Annotated in this window: 13 protein-coding genes; 10 read left to right on the top strand and 3 right to left on the bottom strand. The window is 41.2% G+C overall.

The features are described 5' to 3' along the window. Positions 1-220 precede the first annotated feature (220 nt). Complete coding sequence (locus tag GNF10_RS30585; RefSeq protein WP_185587002.1) at positions 221-742, top strand: hypothetical protein; 522 nt, start codon at positions 221-223, stop codon at positions 740-742. A 310-nt stretch (positions 743-1,052) separates the two neighbouring features. Further along, positions 1,053-1,718 carry a DUF4082 domain-containing protein gene (locus GNF10_RS30580; protein ID WP_185587000.1) on the top strand — a complete coding sequence of 222 codons (666 nt, stop codon included), beginning with the start codon at positions 1,053-1,055 and terminating at the stop codon, positions 1,716-1,718. A 185-nt stretch (positions 1,719-1,903) separates the two neighbouring features. Here GNF10_RS30580 and GNF10_RS30575 read toward each other — a convergent pair whose 3' ends face one another. Then, positions 1,904-2,107 carry a hypothetical protein gene (locus GNF10_RS30575; RefSeq protein WP_185586998.1) on the bottom strand — a complete coding sequence of 68 codons (204 nt, stop codon included), beginning with the start codon at positions 2,105-2,107 and terminating at the stop codon, positions 1,904-1,906. Positions 2,108-2,156: 49 nt separating this feature from the next. Between GNF10_RS30575 and GNF10_RS30570 the strand changes: the two genes are divergently transcribed. The 3 genes from GNF10_RS30570 to GNF10_RS30560 all read left to right on the top strand — a co-directional run bounded on the left by GNF10_RS30570 (position 2,157) and on the right by GNF10_RS30560 (position 3,425). After that, positions 2,157-2,606 (top strand): DUF1648 domain-containing protein, encoded by a 450-nt coding sequence (locus tag GNF10_RS30570; protein ID WP_185586996.1) that lies wholly within the window; start codon positions 2,157-2,159, stop codon positions 2,604-2,606. A 233-nt stretch (positions 2,607-2,839) separates the two neighbouring features. After that, a complete protein-coding gene (locus GNF10_RS30565) occupies positions 2,840-3,163 on the top strand; it encodes a hypothetical protein (RefSeq protein WP_185586994.1) in 324 nt (107 codons plus the stop codon). 79 nt (positions 3,164-3,242) lie between these two features. Beyond that, a complete protein-coding gene (locus GNF10_RS30560) occupies positions 3,243-3,425 on the top strand; it encodes a hypothetical protein (protein WP_185586992.1) in 183 nt (60 codons plus the stop codon). Positions 3,426-3,445: 20 nt separating this feature from the next. Here the strand turns inward: GNF10_RS30560 and GNF10_RS30555 are convergent, their stop codons facing one another. Both GNF10_RS30555 and GNF10_RS30545 read right to left on the bottom strand, forming a co-directional pair. Beyond that, a complete protein-coding gene (locus GNF10_RS30555; RefSeq protein ID WP_185586990.1) occupies positions 3,446-3,943 on the bottom strand; it encodes a hypothetical protein in 498 nt (165 codons plus the stop codon). 620 nt (positions 3,944-4,563) lie between these two features. After that, positions 4,564-5,907: a hypothetical protein gene (locus GNF10_RS30545; RefSeq protein ID WP_260446351.1), complete on the bottom strand. Its 1,344-nt coding sequence runs from the start codon at positions 5,905-5,907 to the stop codon at positions 4,564-4,566. Between the two features lie 297 nt (positions 5,908-6,204). Here GNF10_RS30545 and GNF10_RS30540 point away from each other — a divergent pair, with 297 nt between their 5' ends. The 5 genes from GNF10_RS30540 to GNF10_RS30520 form a co-directional block, all read left to right on the top strand. Next, complete coding sequence (locus GNF10_RS30540) at positions 6,205-6,909, top strand: CHAT domain-containing protein (RefSeq protein WP_185586989.1); 705 nt, start codon at positions 6,205-6,207, stop codon at positions 6,907-6,909. A gap of 9 nt (positions 6,910-6,918) precedes the next feature. Beyond that, positions 6,919-9,264, top strand: a complete 2,346-nt coding sequence (locus GNF10_RS30535) for a hypothetical protein (RefSeq protein ID WP_185586987.1) — start codon at positions 6,919-6,921, stop codon at positions 9,262-9,264. A 469-nt stretch (positions 9,265-9,733) separates the two neighbouring features. Then, positions 9,734-9,946, top strand: a complete 213-nt coding sequence (locus tag GNF10_RS30530; RefSeq protein WP_185586985.1) for a DNA-binding domain-containing protein — start codon at positions 9,734-9,736, stop codon at positions 9,944-9,946. Between the two features lie 23 nt (positions 9,947-9,969). After that, positions 9,970-10,359, top strand: coding sequence for a hypothetical protein (locus GNF10_RS30525; RefSeq protein ID WP_185586983.1), 390 nt, complete (start codon positions 9,970-9,972; stop codon positions 10,357-10,359). Between the two features lie 11 nt (positions 10,360-10,370). Next, on the top strand, positions 10,371-11,899 hold a 1,529-nt coding region (locus GNF10_RS30520; RefSeq protein ID WP_185607328.1), incomplete at its 3' end, for a caspase family protein.

Raw genomic sequence — 11,899 nt, 5'->3', positions numbered from 1 at the left:
AGATGGATGCCTTCGACAGCATCAATTACTCGATGGTATTCTACACGATCAATTACTTTTCAGTTTGCTAGCCTTAGAGTGGGAAGAAGATTGTAGATTGTCAGAGACTAAAATGTAAAATGATTACTCCATGAGGGTGCAAATGGACAAGCGATCATCAACACTTCCGACGTTAAACGCTAAATTTTAATTAGCCACCCAGCAGGAGTTTTCTTTTCTTATGTGGTTCTGGTCTGCCGATTCAGTGGAACAAGAATTATTTGATTTGTACGCTCCAGCCCTGCAATCGCTCGGCGTAAATTTTAATGACGAGCAACTCCAAGACACTCTAGAAGCAGCAAGTTATGGTTTAGAAGATGCTTTCAGGAGCGCAATCGTTTATATACTCTGGCTCGAAGAAAACCTGAAGCCCATCTACCCGACTGCGATATTAATCGACGCACTAGCAAATCAATGGCGCACCAAGTACTGGAAACCGGAGTATTTAGAACTTGAACAGTTGCTCTCACCCGGAAAGCGCTGGTGGAGGGCAGCAGTGGATAAGTGGGGTTACGACGAGCGTAATCAACTGGTTGCAGACATATTTTACGACCACGGGCAGGAATTTATTAAGTTCCGAAATGGGAAAGAAATTCTGGTTGACACTGCTTATAAGTGGGGATGGGAGCGAGTCGCAGATTATGCGTCCCCGTTTTCAGAAAGTAATTCGTCGTTGCGCGGTATCAATGCAAGGGAATCTTGATCTACATCTTCTGCACAAAGTAGATAAGCACCGTCAAGCAGCAATTCAAAATTCAAAATTATTAATTCAAAATTAAAGGCAATTGGAGCTTGAACTCACCACTTTTTTGTTGACCGCCAAATCAAACATTGTTGCGGGGGCTTGTACCCACAATAAATAAATAAATAAATAAATAAATAAATAAATAAATAAACTAGCCCTTATTTATTTTTTGCGTGAATTTGCTGGAAATTATTGGCATTTCTAGTATAAAAAGGTTACATTGCTGTGGAGAGTCTCGAATGTTAAAGTTTATCGGAGAAATAAGATCGTGACAATCGTAAATGTACTAAAAAAGTTATCAATAGCTTCTCCTTTCATCCTGACAACAGCTTTAGTTTCTGCACCATCTGTATACGCATCTGAAGCGATACAGAGTTTCGCTGGTGGATCTAACTTCCCAGCTTTTAATGGTACAAATCAAACAATTGGTTGGTCATTCACTGCTAATGAAAACCTCTCGGTTACTGCATTAGGTTTTTACGATCAAACTCTTGCGAATCCTCTATCACAATCCCACTTAGTTGGTTTGTGGACATCGGACGGGAATTTACTAGCTTCAACAACTGTCCAAACCACCAGCCCACTAACTGGAAGCTTTCGTTACCAGGATATTACGTCAGTCAATCTTCTTGCTGGAATGTCATACGTTATTGGTGCAGCAATAACTAGTCCATTTAGTGATATTTATACTGTTCCCGGATTTGTAAATACGGCTCCAGAAATTACTCTCACCGGTAGCGCCAGAAATGGTTCATCCCAAGGCTTTAGTTTTCCTTCAACCCTGACAGCAGGTAACGGTAGGATTGGCCCCAATTTCAAATTTGACGTAGTTACCCAAGCTGTTCCCGAACCCGCCTCCCTGATGGGTATCTTAGGCTTAGGTGCTTTCGGTATCACGTCTCTTCGTAAACGTAAGCAACTAGTTACAGAATAAACGAACGGACAGTAAATAGGACTTTATGTGCTTCTTTACCTCTCCCTTGCGCGTGCGCTGGGGGAGGCGCTTCGTGCTCTTGGGTGTAAGTAGTTCGATGGAGTTGGGGCTTACTACCAATTTGAGACAATTTAGTTCAAAGAGTAAGGAGTGGAGTTGGCAGGGTAGGGTTCAAATTGTTTGATTTATGCAAGATATCTAATCACAATACCCCACTGCGGATATTTCATCAGCAACTTCTTGATCGCGATCACCAGCGCCGGATCATTCCAACACTCTTGCAAGAAGTCAAACTCCAGATTATGCCCAGAATTCGCCGCAACTTTGAGCGTAAAACTCCCGAATATAATTCGGAGAATATAAGCGAATAAGCCAAATTTATTTGGCATTATTTATGCTAAACCTGATCTTGTAATTCCTGGATTCGATTCGGCACAGATGCTAAACTTGAGCGCACTAGTAGGACTGTTAGGATTATTCGGCATCGCTATTCACGCTTGGTCAACATTACCGGATACTATACCAGTCCACTTTGGATTTGATGGACAAGCCAATGGTTGGGGGAGCAAAAAAGTTCTGTGGTTGTTACCAATTGTCGGTTTAGCAATTTATGGACTTTTAACATTTATTAGTCGTTATCCCAATACATTTAATTATCCAGTTGTAATTAATGAACAAAATGCTTTGCAGCAGTATCAAATTGCTTGTTCAATGCTGAATTGGTTAAAAAGTGAGATGGTTTGGATATTTGTTTACATTGAATGGCAAATATTCCATCTAGCGACTACAGAAAATCCCAATTTAGGGGTATGGTTTATGCCTGTAACATCAATAATTATATTTGCGACAATTGGATATTGGTTGAGTCAATCTTTTCTGGCACGTTAACGCTATACAAAATAGTCCCGAATGCCATTTTGATTCGAGCCTTACAATAACAGTGGAATCCTATTGCATGGAGTGATGAGTACATTGAACTACCCTGAGCTAGAGTCTACTGGGGCAAAGGTGATGGAATGGCGCAGCTTCCAAGTGAGGGTATGATGTACGTAATCGTCTCGTTGCTGAGTTTCCAAGTCCATTGCTTCCAGTCCCAATCCAATGGCATTTGAACGACAATTATGAGTAACCCTCTTTCCCATCCCGAAGATCCAGACTTCCATTCATCTATTCAGGATAATCTAAAACAGCTTTCCGCTCAGTTGGGATCTCCTTTGTCCGAATTATCAGTCATGGAAATATACCAGAATGCGTGCGATCTCCTGAGCCACGTTTCTCCATCACCTCTTACTCTTGCCCGCGTTGCTGGAACATTACTCGTCTATCGAGTCCAGGACACAGAACCGGAAGAATTTGAGTGGTTCAGCACCCAGGTGAAACAATGTCTGGATGAAGAAGAAGTTGAGGAGTTAATTGAATCCATACATCGCACGGATGCTTTGTAATCGCTGAAAAAGGTGGAGTCTCGCGTACATCGGATACCGTCGCATCATCTCTTGCAATTCCACTCGTTCACCTTGGGGCGTGTACACAGTTTCGCCAGACAGCGCAATCACAATCCTTTGCCGCCTTGCCCACTCGAACCAAGCGATCGCAGCAGACTTGGCCTGTTACGCCTCCGGTTTCCTCCCTTCTTTGCAAGTAGCCACAAACACAGCCTCCGGTGACTTAACTCCTTTCCAAGTTCGGAGTGCTTCTTTGATATAAGCGATCGCAACTATCTTTCGTTATAAAGATAAGACTTCAAACAAAGTGCAAATTTTCACCATAGAACGAGGGTGGTTATGCCAGACCTGGGGAAGAATAGCCTGAGCAGTTACAGCATCTGAGCATTTGAACAATCCATACTGATTGACCTTTTGAGCTAGTGGCTTTAAAGCTTTTGTCCAAGGTCGGTGGTTCCACAAAGGTGATTTCCTTTCAATATCTAATAAATCATATCCGAGTAGCTTTAATCTCGGATGATTTTCTGGAATATTATGTTTACTGGCATCTGTAAACAATAAATAGTATTGTTTGCTTGATAACGGACTTGGTAGCCAATCGAGCAAGTTCCAAACTTCATCTAGCGAATCTAAACGGAAGTTACGTGAATAATTAACGTGTGGATTGCACCAAGGATCAATACTCCGGATTTGATGAAGAGCAGGGAAACCCAGGTACTTTGCATACTCTCTATATTCGTCATCGTTGACAAACTTAATTACTCTTGTACTTAACCACATTATTCGTACTTTTAACGCTTTTATCTACATACCGGGAATTTGATTGCTACTCATTCCTCTTTTATAACTTTGGAAGAACTTAATCTCTGGAAGTTTTTGAGAGCTTTAATGCGAATCAACCAAATTCTGATGTCCAAGCGGAATTTGCCAAAATACTAAATCTTTTCAAATCCAAAATTATTACTGAATCTGAACCATTAGTGGTAAGCTTTTCAAATATTTAAAAAGGTTTACATGACAAAAAGTTTACTAGATTTACTCACTACTAGACATCAACTTACCGCCTAATAACAAGCTAGTCAACTGTTTGTACAAAACATCCTACTTTTCCTACTTTTCCCAATTTCAAATATTGCAAAACGATGATCTTGAATAACAAATACATAAGAGAATGTTTTATATCTGGGTACTAAACATGGCTGAAATACCAAATTCCATATAGTACTATGTACGATACGTAACTTCTAAATCCATTCAAATTACCAACGGAAACGAAATATTAGTAGAGACGGCGTGGCGTTGGGAGTGGGAACGAGTTTTGGGATATGCCAACAGTTGAAGTGTCATCACTCAAGGGTTGTCGTAAACATCGCATGAAACCACAACATAAATGGTAATCACTACCGATTCCAATCAACCAACACCCCATCAACAATCGCAATCCCCCACTGCGGAAACTTCGCCAACAATTTCTTGATCACGATTACCAGCGCTGGATCATCATTCCAACACTCTTGCAAGAACTCAAACCCCGGATTCTCCCCTGAATTCGCTGCTCGATTCAATTTTTCCCTCCTTACAGGTCGCATATTTGACCGCGCAACAATTGCCTCATGCGACCATTTTTCAGATTGTGGCACGGGCGCAGCGGAACTTTCACCCTCATAAACTGCTTTGACTTCTCCACCCGAAACTGAATTTTCAGTCATTAACTCAGCAGAGGGGCGACTCGGTTCTATTTTCTGATCTGCGATCGCTGAAGTTGAAGATTTTTCAATTTGGGCAGGCGACGCGGCGGAACCAGTGCCTTTATGATCTGCTTTCATTTCTACATCGGAAACTTGGTTTTCTCCTGGCAAGAAAGCAGATTGACCTTGTTCTACTTGCCCCTGTATTTGATTAGCGATCGCTTCCTTGTCAGAAAATTCATTTTGGGCGACGGGCGCGGCGGAAAAAGCACCTCCATGACAGTCTCTCGGCTCAACACCACAATCTTGATTTTCAGCCAACAACGGAGCAGGTTGACTTGGTGCAGCATCCACAAGCGTTAGCGTCGTGCAGTCCATTGCCGTAGGCAAGTCTTTCTCTTTCTCTGACACGCCCTCGACAGTCTGAGGCGACGCGCCCCTCAAGGGCGCGTGAGCCGTCTCCTCAACTTGCGAAATGTCATTTAGCGTGTCAGAGAAACAGCTAACGAACTCTTTTGAAGAGTTCGTTAGCTGTTCCTGAGTAGTTCGTGAGGGTTCCTGGAACCCTTGCTCTGACTGATTTTGACTTAAAATAGATGCTTGATTTAAAGCACGTATTTCTTCACAGCCAGCATCTTTATCTGAATCCCCAGCATTTAATTCTCGTTTTTCAGCATTTGGTTGCTGATTTTCGGCATTGGCTTTCTCCCAAAACTCCTTCATCCGGCTACCATGCAAATTCTTCACCATCCAGCTAGCCGTTTCCCTGCCATCCTGAATTGACTTGTCGGGCTTGAAAATGAACAACCCGCTTTCAGCTAGAATTTTCTTTGCACAGATAAAAGTACTGTACCCCAAAGCAGAGGTCAAAGGCATCCACCGGGAACCATAAGGGTCAGCCGTCCAGCATTCTTGCCATAATTGCGTAATTGATGGTTTTTGCTGCGAAGCCCACAGCAAATCTTCTATGGGAATAATCACATGAAGTCTTTTGTATGGTGACTGTGGTTTAGCAGCAGCCTTTTTGAGCTTGGGACGAGTAATAGTTGCAGTCATTCTACAATCTCCTGTTTATATTGACGCACGGAAATTTCCCCCACTGTGATGCGGGGCTTGCTACTTGTATTTGGTTGTCTAAAAAGTTACCGATACACTGAAAGCCTATTGAGGTTGCCAGAATCGCAATTCGTCTCGAAAGTACCTCTCAGTCTTCTTTGAGCGTTCCTTCCAGCAATCTCAAGCCACCAATTATTATTTACAGCAATTTTGGTAATTTTTGGCAAAATTCAGGAATATAGGAAGCTGATACTGTATCAATCTTTGGTTTTGTTGACTTGCCAAAATTATAAAACTGTGAAAAAAATACTGATATTATCAGCCAATCCTAAAAACAGTAGTAGATTGCGCTTGGATGAAGAAGTACGTGAAATCCAAGGAGCAATAAAACGAGCTAAAAATCGAGAACAGTTTGAAATTGTCACTGAATGGGCAGTGAGAGTTGACGACTTACGTCGTGCATTATTAGAGCATCAGCCGGGGATAGTGCATTGCTCTGGTCATGGCTTAGGATGTGATGGCTTAGTTCTTGAGAATCTAGCAGGGGAAGCAAAACTTGTAAGTACAGAGTCTCTAGCTAAGTTATTTAATTTATTTCAAGCAAAAATTGAATGTGTTTTACTTAATGCTTGTTACTCCGAAGCTCAAGCAGATGCAATTTATCAACACATTAATTGTGTAATTGGAATGAATCAGGCGATTGGAGATAAAGCTGCGATCGCATTTGCTGTGGGCTTCTATGATGCCTTGGGTGCAGGTTATTCTTATAAATACTGTTATGATATCGGCTGCGCTTCTGTTGACTTAGAAGGTATTCCCGAATCAGCCACTCCAGTATTGAAATTTAGACCACAACCTTCTCAAGAAGAACATAAAACAGAGAATCATACTAATCAAGAATCGATAACTCAACCAAATAATTCAATTAGCCAAACATTTGGTAACGACAGCATTGGCTTTGGGTCGATAGGTTCAGCCGGAAATATTAATATTCAACGATAGGAGGTTGGGATGAGTGGGACAATTTCTCAGTCTGCTGGTGATAACGCCATTTTATTTGGCAGTATTGGTCAAGTTGGAACTATTAATATTCTCAAACTTGACCCCGCAACAGGAGCTAAAGTTACTCTCGTCTCGCCGGAAAATCAGCAATCTCCCCAACTTCGCCGCCTTCCTATTATTTTAAATCCTCGTCCTTTTCCCTTGTTGTTGGGTCGTCGAGAAGAAGTAAAAATCGCTTTAGATGCTCTACCTTATGACCAACCAGTAGAGTTTTTTGGTTTAGCTGGTATAGGCAAAACAGTTCTTTTACGCTACCTAGCCCATCATCCCTCAATTACTCCAGCTTTTCCTGATGGGATTATTTACCATCGCTGCAATCAATATGAGTCAGTCTCTGATTTATTGCAAGTTTTCTTTAATGCTTTTTACGAAAACAGCCTTCAATTCAAGCCATCAGATATTGAAATTCGTCAAGTTTTAGCAAATAAAAAGGCTTTAATTATTTTAGATGGGGCAAACCTGGCTAGGGCAGAAGTACAAAGTCTAATTATTGATTTGCCTAGTTTTACCTTTCTATTTGCGGCTGGGGAACGTCAACTTTGGGGAGAAGGACAACCAGTAAAATTAGGTGGACTACCCTTAAATGATGCCTTGGCTTTAGTAGCCAGAGAATTAGGCCATCCTCTGGGCCAAGAAGAACGCGCAGATGCAGAAAGTCTTTGTATAGCTTTAGATGGTCATCCACTGAAGATTCTGCAAGCTGTAGCCTTAGTGAATCAGGAAGATTTATCTTTAGCGGTGATCGCGCAACGGTTTAAAACTGCTACTAATAGTAGTTGGGTAGAAAAACTCTTCTCATCCTTAAAAAAACCTCAGCGTCTAATTCTGGCATTATTAGCAGCTTTCGGTGCAAACATCGCTTTAGCATCACAGCAAATTGCAGATTTATCTGAATTGCCCCAAGTGCAGACTTTACTAGAATCATTACTCAAACGTAACCTAATTGAGGTAGAAGGCGATCGCTATAGTCTGGCTAGTTCTTTAGTTGAGGAATTACAAGAACAATCAGACCTCACCCATTGGATGGAACGTAGTGTTAATTATTTTACAAATTGGCTGCAACAAAATGGTATTACAGAAAGCCTAATGCAAGAATCTCAGACCATTCTCAGAGTTGTAGAATGGGCGGTTGGGGTTGGTCGTTGGTCTGATGTACTGACTTTGGGAAAAGCTATTGAAGGATATTTGGCCTCAAGTTGTCAGTGGGGTACATGGAACAGGTTATTACATTGGCTGTTGGAAGCAGCGCGTGTCACTGGAAATCAAGTTATTGAAGCATATACTTTACACCAGTTAGGTACTCGCGCTCTTTGCTTGAATGAAATTATACTGGCTCAAGATTATTTATCTCAAGCTTTACATATTAGAGAATTATTAAACGACCAAGAGGGAATAGAAGTTACCCGGCATAATCTCCAATTTCTTACCAACTCGCCTTTACCAAAACAGCAAAAACCTCACTCCGAAACTGCTCCTCCATTGCCGCCAGATTTTTCACAATTGGTTAAATTGGGTACTCTTGTTTTGGTCTTAATTTTGGGAGGATTGTTCTGGTATTGGATTGCATCAAAAGAAAGACCAGTCCCAGTTTCATTACCAAAGCCGACCGAGCCATCAACAACACCAACTGTAATACAAATACCACCCGTAGTACAAACACCGTCTGTAGTACAGACAACACCACCCGTGGTACAAACACCAACTGTAATACAAATACCACCCGTAGTACAAACACCGTCTGTAGTACAGACAACACCACCCGTAGTACAGACAACACCACCCGTGGTACAAACACCGTCTGTAGTACAGACAACACCATCTGTGGTACAGACAACACCACCCGTAGTACAAACACCATCTGTGGTACAGACAACACCACCTCTAAGATTCAGAGTAGTAGAATTATTGCTTCGGGCCGAGCCATTTAACTATGAGGGATCTTGCCCTGCGACAATTAAATTTTTTGGACGTATATCTGTGGCAAGAGGTAATGGTACAGTTTCTTACAAATTTATAAGAAGTGATGGAGCTTCTGCACCTGTCAAAACGATTAATTTCAGTGGCGCTAGTAGCCAAGATGTTGAAACTTCCTGGTCACTTGGTAAAAGCTACTCTGGTTGGCAACAAATTCAAATTTTTGATCCTGTAGAACAACTATCTAGTAAGGCCGAATTTAAAATTCAATGCCGTCAAAAATCAGATCCGATTATTAGTAATTCACCAAAGTTATCAAAACAGAATTCAGGAGTCAGGAGCCAGAATGGGCTAAACGCCCCGCTACCGCTAACAGAATGAATTTTGTGCGAAAAAGCGGATGAATCAAGGGCGTTTTTGCACCCCCACTAAATCGTTCACGCAGCGTCTCTGAAAGAGAAGATTTAGTGGTCAACAAGACAGTGGCGGGTCTGAATCCCCCACTGGTAATGTAGCGTAAAGCCTTCTCTTCGAGACGCTAACGCTAACGCTAACGCGAACGGCATAGCTTCGCTTAGAGCGAGTCTGCGATAGCGAGTATTCTAGCGTCGCGTCTTGATTCTGACTCCTGAATTCTGACTTCTGAATTCAGGATCAAGTTCAATTTGACAACTTGTTTGACTGTGCGCTATATCTCTGGATTTAGCTGAAACTGCGGGGTATAGGGTATTTCTCGCAACTGTTGTAATACAAGCTAAATTAAGAATTTCTGCGCTTTATTGCGTAATTACGTGATCATACGCAATAATCGTAATGCAAAGTCATGCAGTAAGAGGGGTAGTTGGTTGTAATGGTCAAGCCTCAAATTGTTGTTCGACTTCCACCGGCTCTGCTAGAAAAACTTAACAACTATGCCCAACAAACAGGTACATCCAAAACAGATGTAGTAATTGGTGCGTTGTCCCAGTATTTAGGATGCGGTGAAGCATTGCCGCTAAACCAAAAGGTAGCAGAGCTTGAAGCTAGAGTGGCAACAGTAGAAGCGTTAGTAAAAGTTAGTTAAATAGAAAGTATTTAAAAAGCTATATGTCAGCAGAAACCCCAACACCAAAAACAATCTGGATTATTACAGAAGAAACGGAAGCAGCAACGACTCATGAAACAGTGACAAGAGGTTCGAGAAGTGGTCGTGACACGGGTGGAAGACTGGGGGCAGAAATTACAGAAACGACAGAATTAGTAATTACCAGACGAAAATCGGTAGAAGTAGGGAAGCTGAAGCAGGAAATGCAAGGGTTTCTGCAAGCGATGAGAGAAATGTTGGATGAAGCAGATGAACCTGATTCAAAGATACAGCTTCAGGAAATTGAACTATCAGTAGAAATTAATGGAGAAGGACAAATCAGCTTGTTTGGGATTGGTGGGGGGAAAGCTGGCGGCAAAGGAGCGATGACCTTCAAGTTCAAGCGGAAATAGCCAGCAGTGATATGGGTAAAAATTGGGCAATTGTAGTCGGAATCAACAATTATGATAACCTCCAGTCGTTAAATTATGCCAAACGAGATGCAGAGGCGATGAAGGATTGGTTTGAGAATGAAGCTCAATTTGACCGAGTTTTTCTGTTTACAGAAGATTCTCCGGCGATAAAAACAAATCCACCAATAAAAACTCAGCCAACTCACGGAAGGTTTTTAACTTTTTTGGAGGTGCAATTTGAAACAAAATTGCTGGAGGCACAAGATAATCTGTGGTTCTTTTTTGCAGGTCATGGGCGAAGGTATGAAGACAGAGATTATCTAATGTTTTTAGATAGCTCCTCGAAAGCTGTCGAAAGAACAGCGATCTCTGTGGATTATGTAACCCAAAGGTTACGGCGGTGTGGAGCAGACAATGTAGTGTTGTTAATAGATGCTTGTCGAGATGAAGGCGATCGCTCTGGGTTAGGAGTAGGGACGCAGGGACACAAGGGAGTCATCACCTTTTACTCATGTGCGCCAAGCCAAAAGTCTTGGGAGATAGATGAATTACAGCATGGCTCATTTACTTACAGCTTACTAGAAGGGCTACGAATCCAGGGAGAGGCCAATTGTGCCACAGTAGAACGTTTAGAACAATATTTGCGTTACAGAGTACCTGAGTTAAATGCTTATTACAAAAAATCTGAACAAAATCCTTATTTAAAAGCGGAGCCACCCTACAAGATGTACTACATCTTAGTAGAACAAGCAGCCAGAATAAAAGATGCAGAGTCTTTGAAATATCAAGCGTCTCTGGCTGAAAACAGGGGTGATTTCTTATTAGCAAAAAATTTATGGGTAAGAGTTTTAGCTGTATCCCGTATTGATTCGGAAGCCATTGAAGCTATTGAAAGGATAGCTCAACAAAAACAACAGCCTTTCATCAATCCCATCACAGAATCTCTATCAATTACTCAACCTGTTGCTGCACCTGGAGGAGAAAGAGCAGTAGTTTCTGAGCCTGTTTCTTACAATGAAATTACCAACAATGATTTATCTAACTTACAACTTGGTATTGGGTTAACCAATGCTGAGTCTGTGAATTATGAAAACATATCTAATATAATTGTGGATAAAATCAGTAGTGATAATTGGGGTAATTTATTGATTTGTCTACAGCAATGTAAAACTTCAGAGTATATTAGTGAACAATGTAAATTAAAAATAAAAAACTACATCGATAATTTAACAATCGTTTCAAAAATCTCCACTGCTGGGACTGATTATTCAGGATTTTCTTATAGCCCGCAGAATATGAAAATTTTATTAGATGCATTTGCTATAAATTGGTTAAAAACTTTTGTCATTCAAAAATTGCAAGGTATGAGTTTGGATGAGCTATGGGTTTTAAAAGATCAAACTGATAGCATTCTTCTTCCGGAAATAAATTCTATTTTAGAAGAGCATTTACCGGAAGAAAGACATATTATTATTGAAAATTTTATCAATTCTAACAATTTTAAGGATGCTAATTATAATGGAAGTAAACTGTCTAGAAT

The sequence above is a fragment of the Nostoc sp. UCD121 genome (assembly GCF_014222285.1).
Classification (GTDB): Bacteria; Cyanobacteriota; Cyanobacteriia; order Cyanobacteriales; family Nostocaceae; genus Nostoc.
This window is presented reverse-complemented; position numbering and strand designations above follow the sequence as displayed.